The organism is Cupriavidus phytohabitans (assembly GCF_017815025.1).
Lineage (GTDB): Bacteria > Pseudomonadota > Gammaproteobacteria > Burkholderiales > Burkholderiaceae > Cupriavidus.
Window position 1 is genome coordinate 26,140 of sequence record NZ_JAGIQB010000007.1, and the last position, 13,984, is coordinate 40,123.

11 protein-coding genes are annotated in these 13,984 nt (G+C 67.6%); 4 read left to right on the forward strand and 7 right to left on the reverse strand.

The features are described 5' to 3' along the window. The 5 genes from J8I34_RS06550 to J8I34_RS06570 are packed head-to-tail and all read right to left on the reverse strand — an operon-like array spanning position 1 to position 5,391. Positions 1–1,506 (reverse strand): efflux transporter outer membrane subunit, encoded by a 1,506-nt coding sequence (locus J8I34_RS06550; RefSeq protein WP_209805662.1) that lies wholly within the window; start codon positions 1,504–1,506, stop codon positions 1–3. A gap of 12 nt (positions 1,507–1,518) precedes the next feature. After that, positions 1,519–2,697, reverse strand: a complete 1,179-nt coding sequence (locus J8I34_RS06555; RefSeq protein WP_209805663.1) for an ABC transporter permease — start codon at positions 2,695–2,697, stop codon at positions 1,519–1,521. Next, positions 2,694–3,674: an ABC transporter ATP-binding protein gene (locus tag J8I34_RS06560; RefSeq protein WP_209805664.1), complete on the reverse strand. Its 981-nt coding sequence runs from the start codon at positions 3,672–3,674 to the stop codon at positions 2,694–2,696. The genes J8I34_RS06555 and J8I34_RS06560 overlap by 4 nt, the downstream gene beginning before the upstream one ends. Next, entirely contained in the window at positions 3,671–4,657 is a 987-nt protein-coding gene (locus J8I34_RS06565) for an HlyD family secretion protein (RefSeq protein ID WP_209767970.1), read from the reverse strand. The genes J8I34_RS06560 and J8I34_RS06565 overlap by 4 nt, the downstream gene beginning before the upstream one ends. Continuing rightward, the gene (locus tag J8I34_RS06570; RefSeq protein WP_209767972.1) at positions 4,654–5,391 is read right to left on the reverse strand and encodes a TetR/AcrR family transcriptional regulator; all 738 of its coding nucleotides are present in this window, start codon (positions 5,389–5,391) and stop codon (positions 4,654–4,656) included. The genes J8I34_RS06565 and J8I34_RS06570 overlap by 4 nt, the downstream gene beginning before the upstream one ends. Before the next feature lie 188 nt (positions 5,392–5,579). Here J8I34_RS06570 and J8I34_RS06575 point away from each other — a divergent pair, with 188 nt between their 5' ends. Continuing rightward, the gene (locus tag J8I34_RS06575; protein ID WP_209805665.1) at positions 5,580–6,956 is read left to right on the forward strand and encodes a carbohydrate porin; all 1,377 of its coding nucleotides are present in this window, start codon (positions 5,580–5,582) and stop codon (positions 6,954–6,956) included. Between the two features lie 114 nt (positions 6,957–7,070). Here the strand turns inward: J8I34_RS06575 and queF are convergent, their stop codons facing one another. Both queF and ilvA read right to left on the reverse strand, forming a co-directional pair. Then, entirely contained in the window at positions 7,071–7,904 is an 834-nt protein-coding gene (queF, locus tag J8I34_RS06580; RefSeq protein WP_209805666.1) for an NADPH-dependent 7-cyano-7-deazaguanine reductase QueF, read from the reverse strand. Positions 7,905–7,958: 54 nt separating this feature from the next. After that, on the reverse strand, positions 7,959–9,497 hold the full coding sequence (ilvA, locus tag J8I34_RS06585; RefSeq protein ID WP_209805667.1) for a threonine ammonia-lyase, biosynthetic: 1,539 nt from the start codon (positions 9,495–9,497) through the stop codon (positions 7,959–7,961). 300 nt (positions 9,498–9,797) lie between these two features. Between ilvA and otsB the strand changes: the two genes are divergently transcribed. The 3 genes from otsB (at position 9,798) to otsA (ending at position 13,957) form a co-directional block, all read left to right on the forward strand. Beyond that, positions 9,798–10,625, forward strand: coding sequence for a trehalose-phosphatase (gene otsB / locus J8I34_RS06590; protein WP_209767989.1), 828 nt, complete (start codon positions 9,798–9,800; stop codon positions 10,623–10,625). A gap of 13 nt (positions 10,626–10,638) precedes the next feature. Continuing rightward, positions 10,639–12,504: a glycoside hydrolase family 15 protein gene (locus tag J8I34_RS06595; RefSeq protein ID WP_029049571.1), complete on the forward strand. Its 1,866-nt coding sequence runs from the start codon at positions 10,639–10,641 to the stop codon at positions 12,502–12,504. Between the two features lie 61 nt (positions 12,505–12,565). Next, complete coding sequence (otsA, locus tag J8I34_RS06600; RefSeq protein ID WP_029049570.1) at positions 12,566–13,957, forward strand: alpha,alpha-trehalose-phosphate synthase (UDP-forming); 1,392 nt, start codon at positions 12,566–12,568, stop codon at positions 13,955–13,957. Positions 13,958–13,984 lie beyond the last annotated feature (27 nt).

Here is a 13,984-nt window from a genome sequence, read left to right on the forward strand (position 1 = left end):
TCAGCGCTCCGGCCAGGGGGGTGACCCGGCCGCACTGGCCTGCTGGTCTTCCTGCCACCACCCCCCCCCCAGCGCCTGCATCAATGCCGCCGAGTCCGCCAGTCGGTCCGCCCGCGCCTGCGCCAGCTCCAGCGAAGCCTGCCGCGCCTGCCGCTCGGCATCCAGCACCGTCAGCTGGCTGACCCCGCCCAGCCGGTACTGCTCCGACACCACCGCCAGCGTATCTCGCGCCTGGCGCGCATTGTCGGCGCGCTCGCGCAGCGTGGCGGCGTCGGCTTCCAGCGCGCGCAATGTGTCGGCCACATTCTGCAGCCCCTGCAGCACGGCCTGGCGGTAGGCTGCCAGCGATTGTTCATAGGCCGCTTCGGCTGCGCGCTTGTGGGCCTGCAGCTCGCCGCCGCGGAACACCGGCTGCACAAGCCCGGCTGCCAGGCTCCAGACGTTGAGACTGCTGAACAGGTCGCGCGCCGCAAGGGCTTGGCTGCCTCCGCTGGCGCTGAGTGTCACCTGCGGGTAGAGGTTGGCGGTGGCCACGCCGATATTGGCCGATGCTTGGTGCAGCAGCGCTTCTGCGGCGCGGATATCGGGCCGGCGACGTGCGAGCGTGGCGGGCAGGCTGACTGGGAGCGTGTCGGGCAGGTACAGGTCGTCCAGACGGAACTCATGCAACGTGGCTGCCGCCGGCGACTGGCCGGTATAGACTGCCAGCTGGTGCTGCGTGGTCTCCAACTGGCGCTGCAGCCCCGGTACCAGCGCCTGGGTCTGCGCCAAAAGTGAGCGTTGGCGCTGCACGTCCACGCGCGCGACGCCGCCGGTGCGCAGCCGTTCCTCGGTGATGCGCAGCTGGCGCTGCTGCGCTTCGGCCACGGCGACGGTGTCGGCCAGCTGTGCGCGCAGTCCGGCCTCGCGGATCGCCGCGGTGGCGACGTTCGCGGCCAGCGCCAGCCGCGCCGCTTCCAGCTCGTAGCGCTGGTAGTCGACCGCTGCCTGCAGCCCTTCCAGCTCGCGCCGCTGGCCGCCGAACAGGTCGAGTACGTAGGACACCTGCACCGTGGCGCCGTACAGCGTGAACGGTCCCGGGCTGGGGATCGCCGAAATGCCCATCGACTGGAAATTGACCTGCTGGCGCGTGGTATTGAGCTGGGCGTCGACCGCCGGCCAGCGCGTGGCGCCGGTGCGCGCGGCGAGGTTTTCCTGCGCCTCGCGCAGCCGTGCGCGCGCCTGCGCCAGCGTGGGGCTGGCGTCGAGCGCCATGCGGATGGTGGCGTCAAGCTCCGCGCTGCGGAACAGCGTCCACCATTGCGCCGGCACGTCGGCGCCGGCGGCCAGTGTCTGCGCGTGCGATTGCGCGTGGCGATCGCCGCTGTCGGCCGCCACGGTGGCAACCGGTTGCGGGCCTGGCACGTAGCCGGCATCGCTGGGCGGCGCGGGGCTGCGGAAGTCGGGGCCGACGGCACAGCCGGCCAGCAGCGCGGCCGCGGCCATCAAGGGAAAAAATCGGGTCATGGCAGCAATCCTTCAGTCCAGCGTGCGGCGGTAGAAGCGCACTGCGATCGTCATCACCACCACGATGAACAGCGCCATCGGCCAGACCTGCGGCCATAGCTCAGCCCAGCCGCTGCCCTTGAGCAGGATGCCGCGCACCATGCGGTTGAAATACGTCATCGGCAGGATGTTGCCGATCACCTGCGCCCAGCCGGGCATGCCGGCGAACGGGAACATGAACCCCGACAGCAGGATGTTGGGCAGGAAATAGAAGAAGGTCAGTTGCATCGCCTGCAGCTGGTTCTGCGCCAGCGACGACAACGTGATGCCCACCGTCAGGTTGGCCGCGATGAACAGCAGTGCCGCCAGGTATACCGCCGTCACCGAGCCGACGAACGGCACGTTAAAGACCCAGCGCGCGGCCAGCAGCACGATGGTCACCTGGATCAGCCCGATGAAAATGTACGGCACGATCTTGCCGGTCATCACCTCCAGCGGCCGTACCGGCGTGGCCAGCAGGTTTTCCATGGTGCCGCGCTCGCGTTCGCGCGTCATTGCCAGCCCGGTCATCATCACCATGGTCATCGACAGGATCACGCCCATCAGGCCGGGGATGATGTTGTACTGGGTCAGGCCCTCGGGGTTGTACAGGCGCTGCACCTGCACGTCGAACGGGGCCTTGCCGCCCGCCAGCGGCGCCAGCGAGCCTTTCAGGTCATGCTTGCCGACGCTGAACGGCAGTTGTGGCAGCGCCGCGATCGCCTGGCCCGTCGCCGAGGGATCGGTGGCATCGGCCTCCACCAGCAGCGCGGGGCGTTCGCCGCGCAGCAGCTTGCGCGTGAAGTCGGGCGGAATGCTGAGCACGAACTGCACGTCGCCCTTCATCAGCGCCTGTCTGCCGGCGGCTTCGTCGGGCAGGGTCGCGACCACCTTGAAGTAGGTGGAGTTCTGCATGCTGGCGATAAAGGTGCGGGTGAATTCGCTCTGGTCGGCGGCGATCACCGCGGTCGGCAGGTGGCGCGGGTCGGTGTTGATGGCAAAGCCGAACAGCAGCAGCTGCATGATCGGCAGGCCGACGATCATGCCGAAGGTGACGCGGTCGCGGCGCAGCTGCAGGAATTCCTTCAGAACGATGCTCCACCAGCGCTGGAGAGAGAAGCGGGTGCCGTTGGCGCGTGGCTTGCGCGGGTTCGGGATTGCGGCGGCGTTCATGTCGGCTCCTTCGCCTTGCGCGTGCCCATGTTGTCCTCGGCCCGGCTCATCATGTGGATGAACACGTCTTCCAGGCTGGTCTGGGCCTGTGCCACTCGCCGTCCCGGTCCGGCCAGTCGTTCAAGCGTGGCGGCCAGCGCCTGCGCATCGCGGCCGGTGACATGCAGCGCGGTGCCGAATGCCACGGTCTGTTCCACGCCCGGCGCGCCCTGCAGTTGCTCCGACAGCATGGCGAGGTCGTCGCCTTCCACGCTCCACGTCGACAGCTGCTGGCTGGCCACGACTTCGTCGGCGGTGCCCTGCGCCAGCAGCTTGCCGTAGGCGATATAGGCGAGCTTGTGGCAGCGCTCGGCCTCGTCCATGTAGTGCGTACTGACCAGCACCGAGATGCCGCGCGCGGCAAGCCGGTGCAGTTGCTCCCAGAAGTCGCGGCGCGCCTTGGGGTCGACACCAGCGGTAGGTTCGTCGAGCAGCAGCAGCTTCGGTTCGTGCAGCAGGCAGGCCGCCAGCGCCAGGCGCTGCTTCCAGCCGCCCGACAAGGACCCCGCCAGTTGTGCCGAGCGCGTCGCCAGGCCCAGGTCTTCGAGCGCGCGGTCGACGGCATTGCGCCGGTCCTGCATGCCATACACGCGCGCGACGAAGTCCAGGTTCTCGCGGATCGACAGGTCGTCCCAATACGAGAACTTCTGCGTCATGTAGCCGACGCGGCGCTTGATTTCGTCGGACTCGGTCAGGATGTCGAAACCCAGGCAGGTGCCTTTGCCCGAATCCGGGGTCAACAGACCGCACATCATGCGGATCGAGGTGGTCTTGCCGCTGCCGTTGGGGCCAAGGAAGCCGAAGATCTCGCCGCGGGCGACCTGCATGCTGAGATCGTTGACCACGTGCTTGTCGCCGAAATGCTTGTTCAGCCCGCGCACGTCGATGGCGAGTTCCTGCGCGCGGCCATTGGCGGTGTGGTTGGTTTCCGTGTTCATTGCCGCACCACCTCGACGGGCTGGCCGGGCCGCAGCTTGATGGCATCGGCGGCCGACGGGCGCGCCTCCACCAGGAACACCAGCTTGTTGCGGGTCTCGTTGCTGTAGATCACCGGCGGCGTGTATTCGGCCTCGTTGGCGACATAGGTGATGCTGGCCGCCACCGGCGCGGCGCAGCCATCGCAGCGCACCTGCACCGCCTGTCCGTTGCGCAGCGCGCCGACGACGGCCTCGGGCACGTAGAAGCGCACCTTGACGTTGCCGGGCGGCAGCATGCGCACCACCGGGCTGCCGGCGGGCACCCATTCGCCGAGGCGGTAGGGCGTGTCGTAGACCAGGCCGGCCTGCGTGGCGGCCACGGTCTTGCGCGACAGCTTCCAGTCCGCCTGCGCCAGCGCGGCGCGCGCTGCAGCCACTTGCGCGGCCTGTGCGGCCTGTTGCGCATCGCGGCCCGGCAGCCGTGCCACGTCGATATCGCGCTGCAGCTCGCGCACGCGCGCCGCGTCGCTGCGGGCCTGGGCGCGCGATTCGTCGAGCTGCGCCTGCGCAATGCCGCCGATCTCGAACTGGCGCTCGTCGCGCCGCAGCGCGGCGGCGCTGCGTTGCGCCTGGGCCTGTGCCTGCGCCAGCTGGGCGCGGTTCACGTCGACTTCGACCGGGCGCTTGCCGGTCTTCATGTCCTGCAACTGCGCTTCGGCGGCGCGCAACTGGTCCTCGGCCTGCTGGCGCGCGGCGCGTTCGTCATCGGATTCGAGGGCGAACAGCGCGGCGCCCTGCGCGACCTGCTGGCCGCGCTGCACGGAGAGCGTGTCGAGGCGGCCGGCGAAGGGCGAGGCGACGCTGACGAACTCGCCTTCGATATAGCCTTGCCAGGTGTCGTTGCCGGGCTTGCCGCAGCCGGCGGCCAGCAGCGCGGCGCCGAGCAGCGCTGCGATGGGGAGCGCGCGCGGCAGCGCGGGAAGGGCGGAAACAGCGGCGTTCATGAAGCGGACTCCGGGGATTGCCTGGGCGTGCGGCCCTTCTTTTTCGATGCGGGCGAGGCTTCGGCGCCGGCAGCCGGCGCGGGGGCGAGCCCGTGCGTGAGCAGCGCCGAGACATGGCGTACCAGCGCGTCGGTATCGACCGCTTCGGCACCCGGCAGTCGGCGCCAGATATGCGTGGTGGCCAGCGGCAGCAGCGTCAGGCCCACCAGCGACGGCATCACCAGCGCCGGCTCCAGCCCTCGGTTGAGTTGCCCGTTGGCGATCGCCGCCGCCAGCGGCGCCATCATGGCGCCGGCGCGCTGCAGCGCGAACCGCTTCAGCACGCGCTCGCGCAGCGCGCCGTCGTCGCTGGCAACCTCGCGAATCCACAGGCCGGGGAACCAGGGCGTATCGGCCGCGGCACGGACCAGGCGGGTGGCGAGGCCGACCAGCATCGCCAATGGCTCCGTGTCCTGCGGGCCGGTGGTGAAGAACTGTGCCACCAGCGGCTGCACCTTTTCCTCGATCACGGCATCGAGCAGCAGCTCGCGGTCGCTGAAGTAGTAGTGGACCAGCGCGGGGGTGACGCCTGCCTGCACGGCGATGGCCTTGACTGGCGTGCCGGCGACGCCTTGCCGCGAGAACAGGTCGGTGGCGGCATCGAGAATGCGTTCGCGCTGGCCGGGCTGGCCGGCGGCGGGGCGGCCGGGTGTGCGGCGTTCCGGCGGCTTCGGGGTAGCGGGTTTGCGTGGCATGGGTATGCAGGGAACCGTGTCGAACTAATATTAATTTTTGAGTTAATTAATTCAAGCTCGGTTACAACGTCGGCATTCCCGCACCTGGCCTGGGGTGGGCATGTCGGTGGACATGTCATGTGCGCTTGGCTATGCTGCGTGCGCCGGGCGCGCCGCTCCCGGCACATCGCCCGCCAGTCCCTTTCCTCATGCTGTTTTCGCCACTTGCCGCCGCGTACCCGCGCGCCCGACGCCGTTTCCGCCGCGCGCTGGCTGCGCTGGCTTGTTGCGCCTGCTTGCCCGCCACCGCGCAGCAGGCAACTGCTGCGGACGACGCCCCCGAAAGGGAAAGCCCTTTCGCCTTCCATGGCCAGAGCACCTATATCTGGCAGCGCAAGCCGGCCTTCGGCGCCGCCTACTCGGGCCCGAACAGCCTCGGCACCGAGCGCGCGAAAAGCTACTCGTTCACCGCCACGCTCGACCTCGGCCTGCGGTTGTGGCAGGGCGCCGAGTTCCATTTCAACCCGGAGGTGGCGCAAGGCGTGCCGTTCTCGGGGCTGCATGGCGTGGGTGGCCTGTCGAACGGCGAACTGGCGAAGGGCGCGAGCACCAGCCCGGTGTTCTACCGCGCGCGCGCGTTTATCCGGCAGAACTGGGGGCTGGGCGGCCCCACCGAGACGCTGGAGGCCGACTTCAACCAGTTCGCCCGCACGGTGGACCAGCGCCGCGTGGTGCTGACCGCGGGCAATTTCGGCGTGCTCGACGTCTTCGACCAGAACGAATTCGGCTCTGACCCGCGCACGCAATTCATGAACTGGTCGTTCCTGACGCACGGCGCCTTCGACTATGCGGCGGATTCGCGCGGCTATACCTGGGGCTTGTCGCTGGAGTACATCGGCGATGGCTGGTCGGCGCGCATCGGACGCTTCCTGCAGCCGCTGGAATCGAACGGGCTGGAGCTCGATATGCGCATGTTCGAGCACTACGGCGACATCATCGAGCTGGAGAAGCGCTACCAGCTTGCGGGCCGGCCCGGCACCGCGCGGTTGCTGCTGTTCCGCAACAAGGCGCGCATGGGCGCGTTCAGCGATGCGATCCAGTTCGGCATCGCCAACAACACCACGCCGGACCTGGCCGACGTAAGGCGCGAGCATGCCAAGACGGGCGTCGGCGTGACGCTGCTGCAGCAGGTGACGGATTCGCTGGGCGTGTTTGCGCGTGCAAGCCTGTCGGACGACAAGACCGAGACTTATGCCTTTACCGAGATCGGCAGGCAGGTGTCAGCGGGCGGCGTGCTGAAGGGGGATGCGTGGGGACGTTCCCGCGATGCGCTGGGCGTGGCCGTGGCGATCAATATGCTGGGCAGCCGGCATCACAACTACCTTGCTGCAGGCGGGCAGGGCGCGTTTCTTGGCGACGGCGCGCTGCGCTATGGGCCCGAGCAGATCCTGGAGATCTACTACAGCTTCCAGCCGGTGAAGTACCTGAGCATCAGCCCGGACTTTCAGTTTGTGCGCAATCCCGGGTACAACCGGGATCGCGGGCCGGTGAAGTTTTATGGGGTGAGGTTTCACGGGGAGTTTTGACGCGCGTCGGCATTCGACGATGCCGCTTCCCATAGCGCCGGCCGGTCCCCTCTCCCGCGAGCGGGAGAGGGGAGCGAACAAGCGATAGCTTCGACGTTATCGCCAGTTCAAGCGCTACTGTCGCGCATTCCTCTTGTTATCCGGCCAGGCCGTATTGAAGTTGGTCCGGAACGGATTGATATCCAGCCCCCCACGCCGCGTATAGCGCGCATACACCGCCAGCTTCACCGGCTTGCATTGCCGCAGCACGTCCATGAAGATCCGCTCGACGCATTGTTCATGGAACTCGTTGTGGTTACGGAACGAGATCAGGTACCTGAGCAGCGCTTCCTGGTTGATCGGCGCGCCAACATAGCGGATCTGCACGCTGCCCCAGTCGGGCTGCCCCGTGACCAGGCAGTTGGACTTGAGCAGGTGCGACACCAGCGTTTCCTCCACCGGCGATTCGCCCTGGTCGGCGAACAGCAGTTCGGGCGCGGGCTCGTAGCGGTCGACCTCGATGTCGAGCCGGTCCAGCAGCAGGCCGTCGAGTTCGCCCATCTGCTGCTTGCCGAGATCCGCCTCGGTGACCAGCCGCACCTGCACCGTGCCGCCGGTGGCTTCGGACAGGTCGTGGTGCAGCAGCTGCTGCAGCGCCTCCGGCGAAGCGATTCTGGTCTGGTTGAACGAGTTCAGGTACAGCTTGAACGACTTGGACTCGACGATGTTGGGCGTGTCCGACGGGATGATGAAGGTGGCAAGCGCCACCTGCGGCTTGCCCTTCAGGTTCAGCCACGACAGCTCGTAGGCGTTCCAGATGTCGACGCCGAAGAACGGCACCGGCTTGCCCTGGGCCAGGCCGATCTCGGTGCGCTTGGGCTGGCGCGGGATCGGGAACAGCAGCGAGGCGTCGTATTCGGTCTTGTAGGCCGAGGGCTTGCCCAGCGGCGAGTGTTCGGGGAGGCTCATGGGGCGCTCGGCAGGAATCGGGACAGCAATTGGGCCAGCAATCAGGGCCAGCAATCAGTACAGGAACAGCTTGTACACCGGGTTGTCGGTTTCGTCCCAGTGTACGTAGCCCAGCGTCGAAAGGAAGGCGCGGAAGGCGCGCTTTTCGTTCTTCGGCACCTGGATGCCGACCAGGATATTGGAGGTGTCCGCGCCCTGGTTGCGGTAGTGGAACAGGCTGATGTTCCAGTTCGGGCTCATGCTCGACAGGAACTTCATCAGCGCGCCCGGGCGCTCCGGGAACTCGAAGCGGTACAGCAGCTCGTCATGCGCCAGCGCCGAGCGGCCGCCCACCATGTAGCGGATGTGCTGCTTGGCCAGTTCGTCGTTGGACAGGTCGAGCGTGTCGAAGCCGTGCTTGCGGAAGCTGGCGGCGATCTTGTCATTCTCGGCGCGGCTGGCGATCTGCACGCCGACGAAAATATGCGCCACGCTGGTGTCGGCGATGCGGTAGTTGAACTCGGTCACGCTGCGCGTGCCGACCAGCTCGCAGAAGCGCTTGAAGCTGCCGCGCTCCTCGGGGATGGTCACGGCGAACACGCCTTCGCGCGCCTCGCCCACCTCGGCGCGCTCGGCGACGAAGCGCAGGCGGTCGAAGTTCATGTTGGCGCCGCACGCGATCGCGACCAGGTGCTGGCCCTTGAGCTTCTCGCGCTCGGCATACGCCTTCAGGCCCGCCACCGCCAGCGCGCCGGCCGGCTCCAGGATGCTGCGCGTGTCCTGGAACACGTCCTTCACGCCGGCGCAGATGGCATCGGTGTCGACCAGGATGATGTCGTCGACCAGCTCGCGCGTGATGCGGAAGGTTTCCTTGCCAACCAGCTTGACCGCGGTGCCGTCCGAGAACAGGCCCACTTCCTTCAGCTCGATGCGCTTGCCGGCATCGACCGAGCGCTTCATCGCATCCGAGTCGAAGGTCTGCACGCCGATCACCTTGATCTCCGGACGCACCGCCTTGATGTAGGCGGCGACGCCCGAGATCAGCCCGCCACCGCCGATGGCGACGAACACGGCATGGATCGGGCCCGGGTGCTGGCGCAGGATTTCCATGGCGATGGTGCCCTGGCCCGCGATCACCTCGGGATCGTCGAACGGGTGGATGAAGGTCAGCTTGTGCTTCTTCTCCAGCTCGGCGGCATGGTGGTAGGCATCGCTGTACGACTCGCCGTGCAGTTCCACCTGGACCCACTGGCCGCCGCGCTCGCGCACCGCGTCGATCTTTACCCGCGGCGTGGTCACCGGCATGGCGATGATGGCCTTGCACTGCAGCCGGGCCGCGGACAGCGCCACGCCCTGGGCATGGTTGCCGGCCGAAGCCGCGACCACGCCGCGCTTGAGTTCCTCCGCCGACAGCGACGCCATCTTGTTGTACGCGCCGCGCAGCTTGAACGAGAACACCGGCTGGGTGTCTTCTCGCTTGAACCAGACCGAGTTGCCTGTGCGCGCCGACAGCTGGTGCGCGTAGGTCAGTTCGGTTTCCTGCGCCACGTCGTAGACCTTGGCGGTCAGGATCTTCTTCAAATAGTCGGGGCGGGCGGCGGACGAGCGGGTCATGGTGTCAGGGCAGGGCCGCGGGGGCGGCACAAAAAAAGCCGGAAATTCTGGTGGAAACCGCCAATGATAAAGGATGGCGGCGCCGCGCACCCCACCGGGGCGGCCCACCCGTCGCCCGGCGCAGCGTGTACGGGACGGCGGTGGGCGTTGTCTGAAGTGGCTGGGAATGCACTGGCGGCAGGGCTTGGCACAATGCCCCGGGGCTGGCCCCGGACTTGCATCGGCTGACGCTTGCGCTGCCGCCATGTAGGACGGCGCCCGGTGGACGCCGGTCAAAACAACGTGTTACGGTGTAGCGCGATGCCTCAGCTACCGCTTATCGAACCCAATACCGCCCTGTTTCTCGACTTCGACGGCACGCTGGCCGACCTCGCGCCGCGGCCCGAACTGGTGCAGGTAGAACCTGAACTGGTCGGCACGCTGCGCACGTTGTACCAGCGGCTGGACGGCGCGCTCGCCGTCATCTCCGGCAGGCCGATCGTCGAGCTGGATCATTTCCTGCAGCCCTTGCAGTTGCCGGCTGCCGGCATCCACGGGGCCGAATTCCGCACCGACGGCGGCATGGTGTCCCAGACACCCGCGCCCGCCCTCGAGCCCCTGATCCCACACCTGGAAGCGCTGGTGCACGCCTATCCCGCGTTGCGGCTGGAGCGCAAGTCCGTTGCCGTTGCCATCCACTACCGCCAGGCGCCCGAGCTAGCCGGCCTGGTCGATGCCGCCGTCACTGACATATTGCGCCACGCGGTCGGGCTGGAGGCCTTGCCCGGCAAGATGGTGGTCGAGATCAAGCCCGCCGGCGTCGACAAGGGCGACGCCATTGCCGCCTTCATGAAATCGGCGCCGTTTTTCGACCGCACGCCGCTGTTTGCCGGCGACGACATGACCGACGAGCCCGGCTTTGCCGCCGTGCGCAAGCTCGGCGGGCTGGGCGTGCTGGTAGGCCGGCGCGAGACCGTGGCCGGCGTATGCGTGGAGGGACCCGCTGCGCTGCGCAGCTGGCTGCACCGCTCGGCGCGGGCGCTGGATCAATCCGCGCGCGCCGCCGGCCAGCCCGGCGCCGTGCCGCACGAGGCCGAGCCAGGCCGCGAAGGCGCACCGCGCCACAATCCCCATCCGACAGCATCCTGAGGGAGATACTGCTGTGACCAATACGAGCAGCCCCGGCGAGCTGGGCAAGCCGCCGAGCGAAGGCGTGAACAAGTCCGTGGACGGCAGCAGCCGGTATGCCGAGCCGTCGCTGTCGCTGGGCATGATCGGCAACTGCGCGATCTCCGCGCTGGTGGATGGCCGCGGGCGCATCGTCTGGTCGTGCCTGCCGCGCTTTGACGGCGATCCGGTCTTCAACGCGCTGCTGGACCCCAGCGAGAACGCGGGCCAGTTCTCGATCGAGCTCGAGGACTTCCACAGTGCCAGGCAGTGGTACGAACCCAATACCGCGGTGCTGCGCACGCGGCTGACCGACACCCATGGCAACTGCCTGGAAATCACCGACTTCGCGCCGCGCTTCTTCCGGCTGGGCCGATATTTCCGCCCGACCACGCTGATCCGACGCATCCGTCCCGTGCGCGGCGCGCCGCGCGTGCGGGTGGTGGTGGCACCGCGCTTCGAATGGGGTCGCAAGGCGCCGGAGATCACGCGCGGCAGCAGCCATGTGCGCTATACCGGGGAATCGATGACGCTGCGCATGACCACCGATGCGCCGCTGGCGTACGTGCTGTCGCACACGCCGTTCCTGGTCACGCGCGGGCACAACTTCATTTTGGGCCCCGATGAGACCCTGGCGCATGGCGTGGAAGAGATCGCGCGCGATTTCGAGCAGGAAACCACCGCCTACTGGCGCCTGTGGAGCCGCCGGCTGGCGGTGCCGCGCGAATGGCAGGACGCGGTGATCCGCGCCGCCATCACGCTGAAGATGTCGCTGTACGAAGAGACTGGCGCCATCGTCGCGGCGATGACCACCAGTATCCCCGAGGCGCCTGGCAGCGGCCGCAACTGGGACTACCGCTTCTGCTGGCTGCGCGACGCGTTTTTCGTGGTGCGCGCGCTCAACAGCCTGTCCGAGGTCGGCACCATGGAGGACTACCTGCGCTGGCTCTCCAACGTGGTGATGCAGTCGCAGGACGGGCATATCCAGCCGCTGTACGGCATCGGCCTGGAACGCGAGCTGCCCGAGAGCATGCTCGACCATCTGTCCGGCTACCGGGGCATGGGGCCGGTGCGCGTGGGTAACCAGGCGCAGGAACACTTCCAGCATGACGTCTACGGCAACGTGGTGCTGGGCGCGGCGCAGGCCTTCCATGATCACCGGCTGCTGCACCGCGGCGGGCCGGCCGAGTTCGGCCGGCTGGAGGAGGTGGGCGAACAGGCGGTGAAAGTCTTTGGCACGCCCGACGCCGGCATGTGGGAGTTGCGCACGCGCGCCCGCGTGCATACCTCGTCGGCGCTGATGAGCTGGGCCGCGTGCGACCGGCTGGCCAAGGTCGCCGAGAAGCTGCAGATCCCGGAGCGCGCGGCCTACTGGCACGACCATGCCAGGCGCATGAAGGAACAGATCCTGGCCGAGTCGTGGAGCGAATCGCGGCAGGCCTTTGCCGAAAGCTTCGGCGGGCGCGAGCTCGACGCCAGCGTGCTGCTGATGGCCGAGGTCAACTTCATCGATCCGCGCGACCCGCGCTTTATCGCCACGGTGAAAGCGCTGGAGACTTCGCTGTGCGACGGGCCGTATATGCGCCGCTACGAGGCGCCCGACGATTTCGGCAAGCCCGAGACCGCGTTCAATATCTGCACCTTCTGGCGCATCGACGCGCTGGCGCGCATCGGCCGGCGCGAAGAGGCGCGCGAGATTTTCGAAGCGATGCTCGCGGCGCGCAACCCGCTCGGCTTGCTGTCCGAGGACACCCATCCCGTGACCGGCGAGATGTGGGGCAATTTCCCGCAGACCTACTCGATGGTCGGGCTGATCAATGGCGCGATGCGGCTGTCGGCGCCGTGGGACACGGTGATCTGATCCCGCACCGGCGCTCCGGGCATCCCGCACGACAAGAACAAAGGAATCCAGAAACCAACATATGCCAAGACTTGTAGCGGTATCCAACCGTGTCGCAGATCCGCGCAACGTGGCCGCCGGCGGCCTTGCCGTGGCGCTTTCCGAAGCCTTGCGCCAGACCGGCGGGATGTGGTTTGGCTGGAGCGGCAAGGCGCTGGACTCTGCCCAGGGCGGCACCCCCGGCGAAGGCGAGCTGCACCTGCAGCAGGCCGGCAACGTGACGCTGGCCACGGTGGACCTGAGCCGCGAAGACCACGACGCGTATTACCTTGGCTACAGCAACGGCGTGCTGTGGCCGGTGTTCCATTACCGGCTCGACCTCGCCGACTTCGATTCCAACTTCCTCAACGGCTACCGCCGGGTGAACCAGCTGTTCGCGCGCAAGCTGGCGCCGCTGCTCAAGCCCGACGACGTCATCTGGATCCACGACTACCACCTGATCCCGCTGGCCTCCGAGTTGCGCGCGATCGGCTGCGGCCAGAAGATCGGCTTCTTCCTGCACGTGCCGCTGCCGCCGCCGCTGATCCTGGCGGCCATCCCGCAGCATGAGTGGTTGATGCGCGCGCTCTTTGCGTACGACCTGCTCGGCTTCCAGAGCCACGCTGACGTGGAGCATTTTTCGCGCTACGTACAGGCCGAGGCCCAGGCCGAGCCGATGGGCGAGCACCGCTACCGCGCTTTCCATCGCACGGTGCGGGCGCAGGCCTTCCCGATCGGGATCGACGTGGATGAGTTCATCGAACTCGGCCGCGGCGAGGAGGCGCAGGAAACCTACGACATGATGTGCGCCCAGTACGCGCGCCGGCGGCTGCTGCTTGGCATCGACCGGCTCGATTACTCCAAGGGCTTGCCGCAGCGGCTGAAAGCGTTCTACCGGCTGCTGGCGGAATATCCGGAAAACCGGATGAGCGCCACGCTGGTGCAGATCGCCGCGCCTTCGCGCGAGTCGGTCGATGCGTATGTGGACCTGCGCAGCGCGATGGAGCAGCTGACTGGCGCGATCAATGGCGAGTTCGGCGAGCTGGACTGGATGCCGGTGCGGTATATCCATCGCACCACCGCGCGCAAGCGGCTGCCCGGGCTGTGCCGCGCGAGCCGCGTGGCGTTGGTGACGCCGCTGCGCGACGGGATGAACCTGGTGGCCAAGGAGTTTATTGCCGCGCAGGATCCGGAGGATCCGGGCGTGCTGGTGTTGTCGCGTTTTGCCGGCGCGGCGGAACAGTTGAAGGAAGCGCTGCTGGTGAATCCCTACGATACCCATGCGACTGCGCAGGCGATCCAGCAGGCGTTGCATATGCCACTGGCCGAGCGCCAGTCACGGCACCAGAAGCTGCTGGAGCGTATTCGGGTGCAGGATGTGCACTGGTGGAGTGGTGAATTCTTGCGTGCGTTGGCTGAGACTGAGGGCGGTTGAGGTTTTCTTCTGCTTGCCCGCCAGTCG

Coding starts and splice junctions, on each gene's coding strand:
- J8I34_RS06550 (WP_209805662.1), bottom strand. CDS start 1,506: ATGACCCGATTTTTTCCCTTGATGGCCGCGGCCGCGCTGCTGGCCGGC.
- J8I34_RS06555 (WP_209805663.1), bottom strand. CDS start 2,697: ATGAACGCCGCCGCAATCCCGAACCCGCGCAAGCCACGCGCCAACGGC.
- J8I34_RS06560 (WP_209805664.1), bottom strand. CDS start 3,674: ATGAACACGGAAACCAACCACACCGCCAATGGCCGCGCGCAGGAACTC.
- J8I34_RS06565 (WP_209767970.1), bottom strand. CDS start 4,657: ATGAACGCCGCTGTTTCCGCCCTTCCCGCGCTGCCGCGCGCGCTCCCC.
- J8I34_RS06570 (WP_209767972.1), bottom strand. CDS start 5,391: ATGCCACGCAAACCCGCTACCCCGAAGCCGCCGGAACGCCGCACACCC.
- J8I34_RS06575 (WP_209805665.1), top strand. CDS start 5,580: ATGCTGTTTTCGCCACTTGCCGCCGCGTACCCGCGCGCCCGACGCCGT.
- queF (WP_209805666.1), bottom strand. CDS start 7,904: ATGAGCCTCCCCGAACACTCGCCGCTGGGCAAGCCCTCGGCCTACAAG.
- ilvA (WP_209805667.1), bottom strand. CDS start 9,497: ATGACCCGCTCGTCCGCCGCCCGCCCCGACTATTTGAAGAAGATCCTG.
- otsB (WP_209767989.1), top strand. CDS start 9,798: ATGCCTCAGCTACCGCTTATCGAACCCAATACCGCCCTGTTTCTCGAC.
- otsA (WP_029049570.1), top strand. CDS start 12,566: ATGCCAAGACTTGTAGCGGTATCCAACCGTGTCGCAGATCCGCGCAAC.